This window comes from Wolbachia endosymbiont of Cardiocondyla obscurior, assembly GCF_902713635.1.
GTDB lineage: Bacteria > Pseudomonadota > Alphaproteobacteria > Rickettsiales > Anaplasmataceae > Wolbachia > Wolbachia pipientis.
The window spans coordinates 1-16353 of the sequence record NZ_CACTIU010000022.1; the positions used below are offsets into that span (position 1 = coordinate 1).

Here is a 16353-nt window from a genome sequence, read left to right on the forward strand (position 1 = left end):
TTTAAAGCGGATAATAACCCCAGGGCTTCTTTTGCCTTTTTTTTCATTTGGTAAATTTCTTAATATTTATAGCTAAACAACAACCGTCATCCCGCTACGTGTTAGCGGCTAAGAGATACCGCGGCGGTATGACGTGTTGCTTGGGTCAGCTATAGTATTTCTTAAAATTAATAATAAATTTCTTGGCTAGCAAGAAGCTGTAAATTTTTTTGCGAGACCTAAGCCGGCTTTTGATATAGCTAAAGGTAAGGTCACTTACTTTCTGCTTAGCATATCCATCAAATCAGATTCTTTGAGTTTACTATGGTCAACTTTACTGAACTTATTTACCATAGAGCTCATTTGATTATACTGCTTAATTAGAAGATTAATGTCAGTTACAGTTGTTCCGGACCCCTTAGAAATTCTAAGTCTTCTTTTGCCATTTAAAATATCTGGATTTTGCCTTTCTTTTTCAGTCATTGAGTTTATGATGGCTATATATTTTTTCACTTTATTGTCATCTGGCACACTGCTACTTAGCTTTTTTGTAAATGAACTAGGAATGAATTTCATTATGTTGCTAATGCCATCCATTTTACTCAGAGTTTTTAACATTCCCACTAGGTCGTTTAGGTCGAATTTACCTTTTTTCACTTTCTTTTGTAACTTATCAATTTCTTCCTGACCAACAATCTCAGCAGCTTTTTCAACCAATGAGACAACATCACCCATGCTAAGTATTCTTTTTGCAATTCTATCTGGATAAAAATCATCGAGGTCACTTAATTTTTCACCACAAGCAATAAATTTAATTGGACAATCGGCGATCATTTTCATAGAAAGAGCAGCACCACCACGTGCATCACCATCAACACGGGTAAGAATAATGCCGGTTACACCTATTACCTCATTGAATGATTTGGCAATGTTGACCGCATCCTGGCCTATCATTGCGTCGGCTACTAAAATAACTTCTGCAGGTGAAGCTATTTCCTTTACGGCTTTCAACTCATTCATCATATTATTGTCAATATGAAGCCTGCCTGCAGTGTCTAGTATTAATACATCATAATTATCGTTCTTTGCTGCTGCCAGTGCCCTTTTTGTAATTGTAATGGGCTTCTCATCTATTACTACAGGTAAAGTTTGCACATCTATTTGTTTACCTAGCACTTCAAGTTGTTTCTGGGCAGCAGGCCTATAAATGTCTAAAGAGGCAAGCATCACTTTTTTCTTTTGCTTTTTTAGTTTTAAAGCAAGCTTTCCTGAGGTAGTTGTTTTACCTGCACCTTGTAAGCCCACCATCATAATCACAGCAGGGGGTTTAACTGCTAGATTTAAGTCACTTTTCTCTGATCCGAGAACTGCAACTAAATTATCCTGTACAATTTTAATTATCATTTGTGCTGGAGAAACACTTTTTATGACTTTTTCCCCAATCACTTTATCTTTAATGTCGTTGATGAATTTTTTTGCAACTTCAAGTGAAACGTCAGCTTCAATTAAGGCTATGCGTATTTCACGCATGGCAAGATTAAAATCATCTTCAGAAATGATTGACTTTCCTCTCAGTTTACTAAATACAGAATTTAAACTTTCAGTTAACGATTTAAACATAATAGCATTAGTAGAATACTCATTAAAAAGAGAGAAGAAGCTGAAACAAAACTCACTGAGTTATAACCCAGCACTTCTTTAAGTTTAGTAATATTATTAAAGTATAAACCAGTAAGTGGATTAGTCAAGTTTTGCACTACGCTGGCAAACATTTCTCTAGTTTTAGAGACTAACTGATTGAACAACAAGACAATATAGGATATGAAAGTTCTAAAAATCCAATCAACATCCATTTTAAAATTTACTCTCGGGTAAAATAACTTGCGTAAAGGAATAAACAATAAAGTGGTACATAGTAACAAATTAAATTGCGACAAAATATTTTTTGTGTTGTACACAAAATCGAAAATCGAAGGTTTATTGTAAATAGGTAAGTAAGGATTGCCAGCGATTACGCATATAAATGCTAAAATAATCATAGTCATTTTGCCTCCTCTCTCTGCTAAAGGTTTTGACTTACTTTTTGCAATAAATAGGTAATAAAGAAACTTTAGCCCCACGCTTAAATAAAGCAGCAAATTTAGAAGCTTATATAAATTTTTATACCCTTTTAAGGCAACAGTGTTCATTTCAATTTCAGCTGTGATATATGATTTACTGATAAATCCAACGGTTCCAGGAAATGCAGCCATTGTAAGTATTGCGATTATAGCACACATGCCTTCCACTGACATCAGTTTACCCACTCCATTAAAACTAATTGTTTTTGTTTGTGAAATAATCGAATTACTGACCACAAACAATAATGATTGATAAACAAGAGAGAAGATTATATGCAGTATCAAAATTGGTATTGCTTTTTCCGAAGGACTGAGCAAACTTCCTGCAATAATCAGCAAGCCCATTTGTCCTACAACGTTATAGCATAAAAATCTGCGAATATTTTGCTCAAGAGAAGCAAATATAATGCTGTAAATTGCAGTGATGGCGCCTACAAGCGCTAATATTTCAGTACAATCTTGCCATAGGTTATAAGTGTGTAAAAGCATCACTAAAAAAGAGACTTTAGTGGTAAATAAAGAGAGATATGTGGTGCCATGTAGCGATGCAGCAGGATATGCATCAACAACCCAAAATGAAAAAGGAAAACAAGCGCAGTTTATCAATAAACCCAAAATTATCAGGTTAGTGCTTTGAAGTGCCAATCCTGCTATTAATATAACTCCAACGAAAAAGTGTACACAAGCGTACCTTATTGCAGGTCCACTATCTCTACAGCTAGCTGCGATAATAAAAAATGCACTGATGGTCATTAATTCACAGAATATTATAACCAATATCATATGTTCAGATAAAACTGCATAAAGTGAACTAATAGTGTAAGCAGCAAAAGATAGCATCTCTGAAAAAGTCAAATTTTGTGCTGGTAGAACAGCTAAAAATGCAACTGATAAAAAAGATATTAGTATGGTACGAAAAGATAAATCAAAATCTAGAATTGGGAGAGACCAATTTACTGCAATGCTCAAATTTTCAGGTAATTTTAGGACTATAACTATTAATACAGTCAGTAGAAGTAACAGTGACGATTTATAAAGTTGCACAATAATTAAAACCAATATGGTTTATGCTATCTCAATATATGAATAAAATCAATTTGCATATTAACCACTAATTAAACTAATTATCATATAATTATATCAGAGTTTAGAGGGTTATAGAGAAACCGGTCAGATTAGGTTTTTAATCTAATCTGACCGATAGCTTTAATAGTGAGGTAAGCTTTAATATAGCACTCCTAATTCATAACGCTACACTCGTGCATAATTTATTTTTAATTTGTGCACGAGCGTTAGTAAATTATTTACTTTTTGAAATAAAATTTGGCATCACTTTAATATTGAGACTTAGTAAACCTCAGTAGGGCTGCCAGTTGGACCCATAAGAATTATTTGCTCGCCTTCTCTTAAGTGTCTGCATAAATTAGTGGAGCCGCCGATTTCCAGCACAATAGTGGAAATAATTCCTTTTTTTTTGTCTACTTCAGTGCCAGTCACAGCTATACCTTCCATAGCAAGGTTAGTTTTTCTGCTATTGGTTTCAAAATTTTGCAATCTAAAGAATTGCCCAGGCTTAAAATTCTTTGCCGCAAGTGGTGCTTTAATCACTATTTCTATCACTTTATCTGTTAAATATTGAACTTTTATGACTTTTGCAGCGAATTGCTCTTTGATTCTATTGAAGAATTCTTTGTTAGCCAGATCTTCAATGCTTGACCACGCATTTTTTTTCTGGCCCACAACATCACACACTGGAATGACAGAAACGAAGCTATTAACTCTATTCAAAAGCTGGGAAATAATAGGGTAGCCGTTCTTAGCACTTGCCATAGCTTTCACGACGCTACCGCTATACGAAGGGTGAAGATCACCAAAAAAGCTGATTGTTTTATTGCCTTGCTTATACACTAATATTCTATCTTTATTTTGCATTTTTGGAGAAAATATTGGATCTATTTCTTTTCCCAATGAATTCAATTGAGTAAAATACCCATTACTTAATTTAAAATGCTTTTTATCTTCTGTTGCAATAACTGTATTTGGCTCAGTACCTGCTGCTATAAAAATAGAACGTGCTTTTATACGTTTGATTTCGCCGGATTTTGTGTCTATCAGTTTTATTGACTCAGCATGGTTATATTTATCCGTCACAACTTCAACTGGCTCTAAGTTTTCAATAAAGTAAATTCCTTCTGACAGTGCATTTTGCACCTCTTCGCTATTTAATCGATAACTCGGTGAATCTTTTAGCTCTTTTCTATATATAACTTTCACTCCCCCGAGGCTCTGCATCAACTCTAATATTTTTATTTCTCTACTCTCTTTTTTTGCTAATTCTTGCTCTGCTTGGATCAACTTTGCATGCGATATGAGCCCATTCGCAATTTCGTGCTCTTCTTCTGTCCAATCTTTTTCAACACAGTCCTTTCCATACTTATCAACTAATATCTCATAACGAAGAAGAAATTTTTTTACTTGAATTGGATAATACGCTAAAGCTTCAGTGGCAGTGTCAATCGCAGTAAGCCCCGCACCTATGACAACTATCGGCATACGAACTTGCAGATTTGCTATAGAATCAAATTTAAGAGCGCCAGTCAGTTGTAACGACATCAGAAAATCAGATGCCATGCGTACTCCACGAGCTAGTATATTCTTTATTTTGATCATTCGTGGCTTGCCAGAGCCAAGTGCTAGGGCAATGTGATCAAAACCCAAGTTGAAAGCATCATCAACATTAATCGTGCCACCAAAACGAATGCCTCCATAAAGTGCGAAATTCTCACGTCTTTCCAGCAGTAATCTAATAATCTTTAAGTAATTCTTATCCCACCGAGAAGTAATGCCATATTCTGCCACCCCACCAAACCCATCTGCCATGCGTTCACTCAATTTTTCGTGTTTGAAATCTTTAATTAGCTGGAAATTATCGATCAAAGGTTCAATCTTTAGTCCATCAATGGCGATAACGTTATGCCCATCATTCAACAAATGATGAGCTAAATTAAAACCAGCAGGACCAAGGCCTACAACTAGAACATTTTTTCCAGTGTTTCCTCTTGGCAATGGACGCTGAAAATTTAAAGGATTCCAACGGCTGAGCAGAGAATATATTTCAAATCCGTACGGTAAACTGAGCACATCATCCAGAATCCTTGTTTCAATTGCTGGCACATTTACGGGTTCTTGTTTTTGATATATGCACGAATTCATGCAGTCATTGCATATTCTGTGCCCAGTGGCTGCACATAATGGGTTATCTATCATCACAATTGCAAGACTTGCTATGCTGTACCCTTCGCTTTTCACCAGATTCATTTCTGATATTTTCTGCTCTAGTGGGCAGCCATGCAGCTCAACTCTAAGTGGAGACTTTTTGAAAGTGTTGTCATCATTGATTAGCCCCTTTGAGCAGCTGTCCTTACTTTGCTTATGACAAAATATGCAGTAGTGAGCATTATCTAGTGCTTTATTCAAACTCACCTTTTTGCTTGTTAGATCAAAACCATATCGTCTTTTTACTTCATTTGAATACAGCACTTCAACTTTGTCTACTTCTTTTTTAGAAAATAGTATGAGGTTTTCGTGGTCGATTTTTTTATGAATACTGAATAATATACTCTGTTTATTTTTTACTCTCCACACTGCATATTGTGCCGCAAGTTCTATTTCCTCTTTGTGATTTTCTTTATCTTCAAACCAATGCATCACCTGCTCAGCGAAATTTTTTTCTGTTGTTGGCAAAGTGAGAAAATGACTTAGTTTGTTAGTAATATCTATATTCGCCACATTAGTGTATTTCTTCAATGCATAGCGTTGGACAAATAACCTTTTGCATTTATATATTACAGCAAAGTCGTTGTGCTTTTTCTTTAGCTCTTCTATTCCTTTTTCAATATTGAAAAGTTTTGCAATAAATCCATCAAGTAAGTACGAAAGGTCTATTATTAACTGACTATCTGTCATCCAAGTAGCTGACCGTCCTTCTTGTTTTCTAGATCCCAGTGTCAAGCACTGGGATGACGGAGGGTGACACTGGGATGATGGGAGGTGACACTGGGATGACATCGAAGAAGAAGCTGCTTTTTCTCTTGCTTCAATTAATGAACAAAACAAGCTCTCATCACATGATTTAATATAATTCAAAAATGTCTCATCTAATTTTATTAATCCATTGCGAGTATATAGATTCGAAAATGAGATTTTGAAATTCAGCTTCATTGCTATACTATAAAGTGTACATGCTGTTTCTTACAGATGAAGATTTTATTTATTTTGCAGTACTGCTGAGATTGTTGCTTCTGCAACTTTTTCTTCGCTAACAGATGCAATACACCTAAATTTGTGTACACCTAAACACACACTTTGAATGTTAGCTTGAAGAATCAATGTGTCCCCTGGAGTAACTGGCTTTCTGAATTTTGCATTTTCAATTGATCTCAAGTAAACAACTTTATTTTCTATTGTTTCTTTACCTAGAACACATATAGCAGATGCCTGAGCTAGAGATTCAATTATCAAAACTCCTGGCATTATTGGATGACCAGGGAAGTGGCCAATAAAAAATGGCTCATTGAAAGTCACATTTTTGATTGCTTTTATACTTTTACCAGGATCACACTCTATAACTCTATCTACTAAGAGAAACGGATAAGAATGTGGCAATATTTTTATAATATCACTGATATTAAATTGCATAATCCTACTCAATGCTTTGTAAAGCAAATTCAGGTATTTCCTTGTTTACATTTTTTAGTACCACATCTGATAAATCAACTTCGTCCATAGAGTATAAAACTTGATTCTTTTTTGAAATAAATAGTACTAAATCTATGTTGTTTTTTTCTGCCGTTCTTTTAGCAACTTCTTTTATTTTATTAAAGACACTCTCTACTGCGTCTCTATAGCTTTCTTCTAAATGTAACATTTTTTTAGCGTAATTATCTCTAACGTTTACAGTGTGCTTATTAAACTGTTCTGTCTTTTCCTTTTTTGCTTCTTCTGACAAAAGTTCAAATTCTTCTTTTGATGGCTTAAGTTTTTCTAACTCATTTTCAAATTCTTGTTGTAATCTAGAATTCTGCTCCTTTATTTGTTGTTGTATATTTTGCAGAGCAAGAGATTCATTGATGACTTTGTCACTATCAATAATGGCAGCCTTTGTGTTCTGAGGTTGATATCCTACAAACTTATACCCCACAAATAAGGAAATAATTAAGGCAATAACTGATATAAATAACTGTATATATTTCATTCAAATCCCCGCTTCAATAGAAAATTTAACATTTGGTGATGGTATTATATCATAAGATTCCTTTACTAAAGGAAACCCGAAATCCAATCTAAGTCTACCAAAAGGAGAAAGCATTGAAAAGCCAAAACCTGGTGACACTCTCACAAGCTTGCTATCGTAGTATTTCCCTTCATACTTCTTATTTTTATCATCTAAGCCGAAAAGTGTTGCATAGTCAACAAATAATGAGCCTTTGATACCAGCATAGTCATATAGTTTTGGTAGTGGGAAATCTACTTGCTGTGTTAGATTAAAATAAGTTTTGCCTCCCAATGAGCTTTTATTTTTGTCTTCTGCTCTTGGTCCAATGCCAGAAAGGTCAAACCCTCTAATCTCATTACCCCCTTTAAAAAAGTGCTGGCCAATGTTTAGATCTTCATCGGTATAAGAAAAAATATGACCTGCTGCCATCTTAAAGCGTAGCGTTATATCATCGTCAATTTTGCTTAATATAGGGTGCGTATAAAAAGATAAGAATTCAGATTTTAGGAAATTCACGTTTCCTCCCAATCCTGAAATATCCTGACTTAAGCGCAGTAAATACCCTTCTTTTGGAGCATATAGATTATCCAGTTTATTATATGCCAACGTGTATCCCACTGATGAAATCTGATGTTTACCTTTTCGGTCCAGTATTATTTCAGAGATATCGGTGTCTTGTCCACCCTTATTATCCATGTGTATATGATTATACTTATAAGAATAGCGAAGGGAATTAGTTAAGTTCTCTGTGACTTTATATGATAACTTTGTAAAAAATCCCATATCGCAACTATCAAAAGTAGTGTTTGGTTTATCTTGTTTTTCATAAAATACACCCATGCCTAGTGACGTATCAGAATCGTTAAAATTATTTTCAACAAACTCTAAATCAGTAGAAAATACGTATTGACTTTTTTCAAGAGCAAAAGAGAGCTCTTTTCCAGTACCAAATAAATTACGGTCTTTGAGGTCAATTTTAATCAATGCTCCACCAGGAAGAGACACACCTCCTCCCAAATACAACGAAGTAGTGTTTTTTTCTTTAACACTTAAGTCAAGATTTACTGCATTATCATTAACTGCATAACTATTTACTTTCACTGTTTCAAAAAAATCACTACTCATTAGTTTTTTACGTGACTTTTGAATCTCAGATATATTGTACGCATCACCTTCTGCTACACTTAGCTTACTTCTGATCACTTTATCTAAAGTGCGATCGTTACCATCAATTGTAATTTGATTTATATAAATCTTTTTACCCGGCAGCACTCTGTAGGTTACATCTACAACATTGTCACGTTGTGCATACTCTGGATTAACTTTTGCAAATATATATCCTTTCTCATTTAAATATTTGTTTATTTTTTCTACTGTATTATTAATTTTAACTCTATTAAATATCTTATCGTTTTCCTCTGTTATAAAATCCAATATTTCTTCTTTTAGGCTCAAATCCTGAATTTCAGTTTCAATATTAACCTCATTATTTCCAAATAAATACTGCTGTCCTTCGTCAATCAAAAAAGTTAACTCTGTTTGATTGTTATTATCAACCTCAACAATTGGTTGAATGTTATTTTGAATATATCCTTTAGATGAATAAAAATGATCGAGCAATTCTGTGTTAATCAATAGATATTGCGGTGAATAATGATTTCCGCCTTTAAAAATAGCTCTAAATAACTTACTAAATATGTCATTACTATGTCTTTTGATAACTTGCTCTAGCTCATTTTCAGAAAAGTTTTTATTGCCTATAAATCTTATATCCTTAATTTTAGAGGTTTTGCCTTCTTTTATTTTAAAAATTAGATTGACCCTATTGCCATCAAGCTTATTCAGGTCATATTCAATTTTAACACCAATCTTACCGTTATTTCTATAAGTAGTGACTAAATTCACTAAATCGTTTTGCAATTTTGTTTCAGTTAAAATAGTTAGCGACTTTGATTGAATCACATTACTTAGCAGCTCTTTGCTGTTAAATAACTTATTGCCTTTTAACACTACCTTGTTAATCAGTGGATTTTCTTGAATTTTTATTACTAAATTTTTTTTATCATCTATGTAAGCATTAACACTAGCAAATAACTTTGTTTTATATAGATCTTTTATAATTGAGTCTATATCATCGTCGTTTATATAATCACCAGATTTTAGTTTTATATAGAACCCTATTGTCTGGTTGCTTACCCTCTCATTACCAATACATTTGACATCTTTCACCTGCACTTTTTCCGCAGTTCCTAAAGCAACAAGCAGGGCAGGAAAAGAAATAAAAACCACTACCAGTATATAAAATAGCTTTTTCATATTTTATTTCAAAAAAGATCCCTAATATCATTTGACATTCCAGTTGCCATAAGCAAAAACAACACTAAAGCACCAAAAATAGCTGCATATTTTTGACATTTCAAGCTTAAATCCCTACGTATAACCGCTTCTATGATATAATGAAATAAATGCCCACCATCTAGCAGTGGTATTGGCAGCAAGTTAATTGCAGCTAAATTAGCTGAAATAATTGCCATGAAATACACAACCATAACGAACCCCTTTTTAGCTGATTGCCCTGAATACTTTGCGATTTTTATTGGCCCACCTATTTCATTGATACTCCTTTTACCAACAATAATGTGAAAGAGAGCTTTGATCGTTAAGCACATAGTGTGGTAAGTTTCACTTACTGATAAGCTCACAGCCCCAAGAAAAGACGACTGCTTTAATGTATTGACTGAAATAATCCCTATAGTTTCTCTTTCTATTGTGTTGCCAAAAACGTCTTTGTCCTTGATTATTAATGGAGTTAAACTGGTCCTGTGCTTCTCATTATTTCTGCTATACTCAATCTCCATTCTTATTTTAGGATTCGACATTATCACACGTGAAATATCTTCAAAGTATTTTATTTTATGCTCATTGATTTGTGTAATAGTGTCACCTGGCAACAAACCAGCTTGCTTAGCTGCACTACCTTCGATTACATTTTCAATCACCGGTGGAGTGCGATAATAACCTGCTATGCTAAAAAATATTGTAAAAGCTATAACAGCAAATACCATGTTTGCAAAAGGCCCTGCAAAAACTACTGCTGCTTTTTTATGACGCGGTTTTGTATGAAATGAATACAATTTTTCTTCTTCCGTTAATTCTTGTTGATCAGCTGGGACACTCGCTGCATTAGTATCTCCTAGCATTTTAACATAACCACCCAATGGAACAGCGCTTAATTTCCATCTAGTTCCAGACTTATCGTTAAAACCAAAAATTTCAGGACCAAAACCTATGGAAAAAGATTCAACTTTAACTTTGCATGCTTTGGCAACAACATAATGCCCATATTCATGCACGAATACTATGACAGAAATTATTAAAGAAAATGATAAAAAATAATATATTCCATCGCTAAATTGATGGATAAGATTAGAAATTAATTCCACCTGTATATTTAGATCTTAACAAAATGTTAAGTATATTAAAATGCGCCTCGCTTGACAAGTATTTAGTTTAACTTTTAAATTAAAAAAAGTTTAATTGTAATGACAGATACCTCACTACTCAGAAGAAAATTAATATATAGAAGCTGGCATAGGGGTTGCAAAGAAACCGATATACTTTTAGGGCATTTCGCATTGAAATATCTTGATAAATTTTCCTTAAGCGAACTAATCGAATACGAAAAAATAGTTGATCTTGATGATTACGAATTATATTGTTACATAACTCGTAAGACAAACCTCCCTCCTGGCTTGAATAGTCAGATAGTCAATTTAATTGCTTGCTTTATTGAAGCTAATCCTTTATGCACTCAAGATTAGTGATAATCTTATTTACCTTATCTAGTACCTCAGTATATTCTATTCTTTTCTCGTTTCTATACTTTTCGCGCTCTTGATTTACTTCATCTAATCGCTTTGTTAATTCTAAAATTTTATCCTCAAGAATTAGTGCTGCAAGTAAGAAATTTAATGCATCCGAACCCTTACCTCCAGTTTTTTGAGATACAGAACTAACTAACTTGTCAAAACTATTAGCAAGGCGTAATAAATGATTCCCCTTCCCACTTTCGCAAGATATTTTATATGTGTTATTACGTATAACTATTTCTACTACTTGCATATGGTGCTAAAAATTTCTATCGTACAGTATAAACTCAAACCCCTACTTTCATCTTATTTATGGTATAAATTTTTATTCATTTATCAAATCAGATAATTTTTTACTGCTACGAAAATATGTTTTAAAGTATTGATTCTTTGTAAACTTCTGTAACATTAAATGGCTTGTTTCTTTCAAGTTATAACTTCTAACTGAAAAAGAACCAAACCCCCTAATTTCAACTCTATTATGATGTTTCAATGTGCTTGAAAGTATCCCAAAAAATCTATCAACTATAGCTGCTATAACAATCTTATCTAAAAAAGGATGTCTTTTTGCTACCCTCGCTATTATATCAGACTTTGTTGCCATTTATATGAAGCCAAAATAAGTAAACCTTATCACTTAGCAGATAATGCTATGTTATATTCTTCAACACCCAATACTTCAACTTCTATTTTTTCTGATATAGAGAATTTTTTATTCTCTGGTAAATGCTCTTGATCTATTAGAAGGGTTACATCGTTCTCAACTTCAACGACTAGTCCATTATCTTCTCTCTTACCTACAATAACCTGTATTTTATCACCTACCTTAACTTTCTTTATCAGTTCTTCAAGAGGATCATACTCTATTTGTTTTATTCCAAGATAAATTCTTGCCCGATTCACGTTAGCCCTTATTACTTTTGCTTCTATTTTATCACCTACATTATACTTCTTTATCTCATCTGAACCATTTTTAGACCAACTAAAATCTTTCACATATATTGTCCCTTCTACGTTCTCATCTATTTCAGAATCACCGAAAGCAACAGATACATATGAGCCGGTATTATTCTTCACTTCACCAGAAACAATAGAACCAGGAGGATATTTATTGATAAATACTTGCCAAGGGTTGTCTACACACCTTTTCATGCTTAAACTCATCCTACTCTTAGCAATGTCAATACTGAGAATTTTTACATATACTTCTTGTCCCCTTGTTACGAGACTACTAACTGGTAAATTACTCTTAACCCAAGTTATTTCTGACGAGTGCACTAAACCTTCAATTCCAGGTCTAAGCTCAACAAATAATCCATAATCTTCTATGCTTGTTACATAACCCTTATGCACACTATCAACTGGATATTTTGACTCTGCATCTTGCCAAGGGCTATCTTCTAGCTGCTTCACACCCAAGGAAATTTTAGCATTTTCCTTATCTATTTTTATAATTTTAACTTTTATAGTCTGACCACAAGTAAAAACTGCAGACGGATGACTTACCCTACTCCAAGAGATATCTGTAATATGTAACAATCCATCTATAACTCCCACTACATCTGATTCATGAATACCGACAAATACACCGTAATGAGTGATACTTTTTATTTTCCCTTCTATTATATCGCCTTCATTTAAAGATTCTAAAAATTTAATTTTTTCACCAGCGTGCAATTTTTCTAACACCAGCTTTCTTGATACTACAATATTGCCCTGCTTCTTATCCATTTTAAGCACGATGAACTTTTGTTCAGTTTCAATAAGGTGCTTCGCATCTTTTACTTGCTTCAAATCCACATGACTCAGCGGTAAAAAAGCGCTTATTCCGTCACCAAGATCAACAATAAAGCCACATTTAATTGAGCGTTTAATAACTCCGCTTACTTCAGCCCTTGTAACTGTATCTTCTTCCAACTTATTCCATTTTTCGTCCCTAATTGCTTTTTCACGACTAAGAACAACATTACCATGATAATCTTCAATTCTTTCCACATAAACTCTGATTTTCGAGCCAATAATGACCTCATCATTACAACCGAGTTCCTTGATCAGAATTCTCCCGTCAGATTTTAAACCAATATCAACCACAACGTCGTTAGGGTTTATTCTTGTAATTACACCTTCTACCACATCTCCTTCTTTAATTTTGTTAACAAAAGAATCTTCAAACAAGGTATTATCTTGATCCTCAAATTGGCCTTGACATATCTCTTCTATAAATTTGTTTGATGATAGCTTTCTGATAGTAACCGGTAGATTTACGACTGGATTATTATTATTCATACCTTTAACTTAAACTTTATTAGAACTCATATATTATATAATATTAACAATTATTGACAAGTAATTTTTCATTAACTCATTTCGAGAATTGTTTAAGCTATATAAAATATAGTGAGAAAATTATATATGTATCAAGAATATGCTATTTAAGAATAGCAAGTGGATTAGATCGTTCTCCAGAAGGTCCAGGCTAAAACCTGATGTTGATGAAATATTGGAAAAATATTCTATTCAAAACAGCAAGGAATCTATAGAGAAAATTGTAAATTCACAAAAAAGAATATGGGTAGAAATAGGCTTTGGCAACGGTGAAAATATGCTTTACCAGGTGCTCAATGAACCTGATCTATTATTTATAGGATGTGAGCCCTACTTAAAGGGGGTTTCTCGCTTGCTAACAAACATAGAAATACAGAACATAAAAAATATTTTAATGTGGACAGAAGATGCAAGAGAATTGATTGCAAATTTTCCTGATAACAGTGTTGAAAGATTCTTTATTCTCTTTCCAGATCCATGGCCAAAAAGAAGTCACAATAAAAGACGATTAATTAATACGGAATTTTTAAATTTATTAGCAAAAAAAATACTTATAACAGGGGAAATATTCATTGCAACCGATCATCAGGACTATGCAGAGTGGATAGCATCACATATAAAGCAGTGTAACTCTTTAATCTATAGGGAAGACGATTTCACAAGTTATACTCTTACAAAATACCACAGAAGAGCGCTCAAAGATCAGCGTAAAGTGAGGTTCTTTAAAGTAAGTGTTATTAATAATTTGCAGACTATGGATCAATAGAGTTTTTGCATATCTCTTTTACGTTAACTATAGATTAAAAATAATAAAAAAAGAGGGAGAAATAGAGTAAATTCCTTTAACTACTTCTCCTTATGAAGGAATAGACTTCTTGCATAACCCAAACTAAGTAGGAAAAAGGTATCATCCAAGTAGCCCCTTTCTCGTCATGCCGCCGCGGCGCTAACACGTAGCGGGATGATGAGGCTTATCGTCATGCCACCGCGAACCGTCATACTGTCACGGTATCTCTTAGCCGCTAACAAGTAGCGGGATGACGGTTGTCAGGTTAGCTGTTATCCCAGTTTTTGACACTGGGATGACAACGAAGGGCTACTTGGATGACAGGGAAGGATGCTGGAATGAAGGTTTTTCAAATTGTCGATAAACCTAAATCTATAATAACTATTTGCCTTTTTTCTAGGTTATGCAAGAAGTCTACTGAATAACAGTAAGATTTTTCAATCCTGTTCCACAGCAAATTTTAGTGCCATGTGAGTAGTTATGGTGCTGTTAACAGTCAAAATAACAAAAACTAAGATGGTGATTAGTAGTGTATAAATATTCAAGGATAAATTTTCAAATTGAGTTAGCATTTTAAAATACACAAAGGTTGGCATTATCATTGGCAAAACAAGAATTTGCGATACTCCTGATGCTAAGTTGTTTCGACCAATCATCAATGCATTTCCAGTAGCTGAAATATTAATGATTATCAGCGTATTAAATAATAAAGACACTCCAACTGCTATTGAGTGTTCAATACTATTGCCTAGAATTGCAAAGCTGAATATGGAAGAAATTACTGAAATCGGTAACCCAAATAATAACCAGTGAGCGAAAATTTTATAAGCAACTATAAGCCTAGAAGAGAGTGGCTGTACAAAGATTTGCTCTAATATTCCATCATGATAATCAGATGTAAACAAATTATTTGTAGAAATCTGCAAAACAAATGTAGCACATATCCATGTTAATGTTAACATAACTTCTTGTTTATTGTTGTTTTTAAGTGTAAATGAAGATAAACTTAACATTATGATAAAAATACATACTATATAGGTAAAGTTCTTATCATCTATTACTAATTTTTTTACTGAGTCGATCATACTAGGCTTTTAAATGTTTATTATAAATTATAGTGTTTACTTTGAGGTAGTATAATTTTTTGTTCATAAATTATATAGGTTTTATTATTTTTTTGATAATGCAATTATGGAAAAGTTACCAAAAATAAAGTCACCAGAAGATTACACTCCTTCAGAAGATGAAGAATATATGAGCGTAAAACAACTGGAATACTTCAGCTTAAAGTTACAATCAATACTCGCTGAGTTAGAGAAACAAGAACTAGAAGATAATAGTATTGATACATACTATTCTGATGAAGATAGTGGAAACGAGGAATTAATCAAGCGTCGAAAAGATAGAAAAGAAAAAATTAAGGAGGCGTTAGAAAAAATAAAATTAGGCACTTATGGTTACTGCGATGGAACAGGAGAAGAAATAGGAGTCGAAAGACTTAAAGCTAATCCGCTTGCTATATATTGTATTGAAGAGCAAGAGAGAGTAGAAAAAGAAAAGAACGTGTACAACATTAACGATTAATTTACACATAAGTGGTGAGCCCATTGGACTTCAAGAGGAGCAAGAGGCGCTGAAGTATGTTATGCTATAAAGAAAGTGGAAAATTGGACATTCTCAACTTGACTCCTGCAGATTAAAAATTAAGTTGTATCCGTTCAGGCAATGGCGTCAACTTAAGGAAAAATATCAGCGATAGTGTATAAAATTTCTCTCTAAATTTTTTATCATTAAATTATCCAAAGAGTGCAAGGGACAGCACTTTTGTTTCTGTTTTATTTCAACAAAGAAGTCTAAAATGTGTCCTTTTTAGGTGAAATATGCAAAAAGGAAAAAACCTTATTCTACAAATTAAAAATATAATATACTCGAAAACTTTTCAGAAAATCCATTGTGTTGAGTTTTACACGAACAAGCTTTTTCGACAGTATTTTCTAT

General features: G+C 33.4%; 14 protein-coding genes. 3 read left to right on the plus strand and 11 right to left on the minus strand.

The features are described from left to right. Positions 1-255 precede the first annotated feature (255 nt). The 7 genes from ffh to rseP all read right to left on the minus strand — a co-directional run bounded on the left by ffh (position 256) and on the right by rseP (position 10817). Positions 256-1599, minus strand: coding sequence for a signal recognition particle protein (gene ffh, locus WOCAOBSORBRA_RS02500; RefSeq protein ID WP_151808007.1), 1344 nt, complete (start codon positions 1597-1599; stop codon positions 256-258). Next, a complete protein-coding gene (locus tag WOCAOBSORBRA_RS02505) occupies positions 1584-3143 on the minus strand; it encodes a proton-conducting transporter transmembrane domain-containing protein (RefSeq protein ID WP_174515851.1) in 1560 nt (519 codons plus the stop codon). The genes ffh and WOCAOBSORBRA_RS02505 overlap by 16 nt, the downstream gene beginning before the upstream one ends. A 303-nt stretch (positions 3144-3446) precedes the next feature. Continuing rightward, positions 3447-6320: an FAD-dependent oxidoreductase gene (locus WOCAOBSORBRA_RS02510; RefSeq protein ID WP_174515852.1), complete on the minus strand. Its 2874-nt coding sequence runs from the start codon at positions 6318-6320 to the stop codon at positions 3447-3449. 45 nt (positions 6321-6365) lie between these two features. Then, positions 6366-6797, minus strand: a complete 432-nt coding sequence (fabZ, locus tag WOCAOBSORBRA_RS02515) for a 3-hydroxyacyl-ACP dehydratase FabZ (protein ID WP_006279640.1) — start codon at positions 6795-6797, stop codon at positions 6366-6368. Between the two features lie 4 nt (positions 6798-6801). After that, the gene (locus WOCAOBSORBRA_RS02520) at positions 6802-7353 is read right to left on the minus strand and encodes an OmpH family outer membrane protein (RefSeq protein ID WP_174515853.1); all 552 of its coding nucleotides are present in this window, start codon (positions 7351-7353) and stop codon (positions 6802-6804) included. Next, positions 7354-9690, minus strand: coding sequence for an outer membrane protein assembly factor BamA (bamA, locus tag WOCAOBSORBRA_RS02525; protein ID WP_174515854.1), 2337 nt, complete (start codon positions 9688-9690; stop codon positions 7354-7356). It lies immediately after the preceding gene. Between the two features lie 8 nt (positions 9691-9698). Beyond that, entirely contained in the window at positions 9699-10817 is a 1119-nt protein-coding gene (gene rseP / locus WOCAOBSORBRA_RS02530; protein WP_174515855.1) for an RIP metalloprotease RseP, read from the minus strand. A gap of 99 nt (positions 10818-10916) precedes the next feature. Here rseP and WOCAOBSORBRA_RS02535 point away from each other — a divergent pair, with 99 nt between their 5' ends. Next, on the plus strand, positions 10917-11195 hold the full coding sequence (locus tag WOCAOBSORBRA_RS02535) for an FAD assembly factor SdhE (RefSeq protein WP_006279484.1): 279 nt from the start codon (positions 10917-10919) through the stop codon (positions 11193-11195). Here the strand turns inward: WOCAOBSORBRA_RS02535 and WOCAOBSORBRA_RS02540 are convergent. The 3 genes from WOCAOBSORBRA_RS02540 to WOCAOBSORBRA_RS02550 form a co-directional block, all read right to left on the minus strand. Next, positions 11170-11496 carry a cell division protein ZapA gene (locus WOCAOBSORBRA_RS02540; protein WP_010082086.1) on the minus strand — a complete coding sequence of 109 codons (327 nt, stop codon included), beginning with the start codon at positions 11494-11496 and terminating at the stop codon, positions 11170-11172. The two genes, WOCAOBSORBRA_RS02535 and WOCAOBSORBRA_RS02540, sit on opposite strands and share 26 nt — an antisense overlap. A 72-nt stretch (positions 11497-11568) precedes the next feature. Further along, on the minus strand, positions 11569-11847 hold the full coding sequence (locus WOCAOBSORBRA_RS02545; RefSeq protein ID WP_010963035.1) for an HU family DNA-binding protein: 279 nt from the start codon (positions 11845-11847) through the stop codon (positions 11569-11571). A 29-nt stretch (positions 11848-11876) separates the two neighbouring features. Next, positions 11877-13529 carry a 30S ribosomal protein S1 gene (locus tag WOCAOBSORBRA_RS02550; protein WP_012673366.1) on the minus strand — a complete coding sequence of 551 codons (1653 nt, stop codon included), beginning with the start codon at positions 13527-13529 and terminating at the stop codon, positions 11877-11879. A 139-nt stretch (positions 13530-13668) separates the two neighbouring features. On the opposite strand from WOCAOBSORBRA_RS02550, the gene trmB reads away from it, so the two are divergent. Next, the gene (trmB, locus tag WOCAOBSORBRA_RS02555; protein ID WP_012673367.1) at positions 13669-14334 is read left to right on the plus strand and encodes a tRNA (guanosine(46)-N7)-methyltransferase TrmB; all 666 of its coding nucleotides are present in this window, start codon (positions 13669-13671) and stop codon (positions 14332-14334) included. Between the two features lie 458 nt (positions 14335-14792). Here trmB and WOCAOBSORBRA_RS02560 read toward each other — a convergent pair whose 3' ends face one another. Next, positions 14793-15440 carry a heme exporter protein CcmB gene (locus tag WOCAOBSORBRA_RS02560; RefSeq protein ID WP_174515856.1) on the minus strand — a complete coding sequence of 216 codons (648 nt, stop codon included), beginning with the start codon at positions 15438-15440 and terminating at the stop codon, positions 14793-14795. Between the two features lie 106 nt (positions 15441-15546). Here WOCAOBSORBRA_RS02560 and WOCAOBSORBRA_RS02565 point away from each other — a divergent pair, with 106 nt between their 5' ends. Beyond that, the gene (locus WOCAOBSORBRA_RS02565) at positions 15547-15939 is read left to right on the plus strand and encodes a TraR/DksA family transcriptional regulator (protein ID WP_010963040.1); all 393 of its coding nucleotides are present in this window, start codon (positions 15547-15549) and stop codon (positions 15937-15939) included. Positions 15940-16353 lie beyond the last annotated feature (414 nt).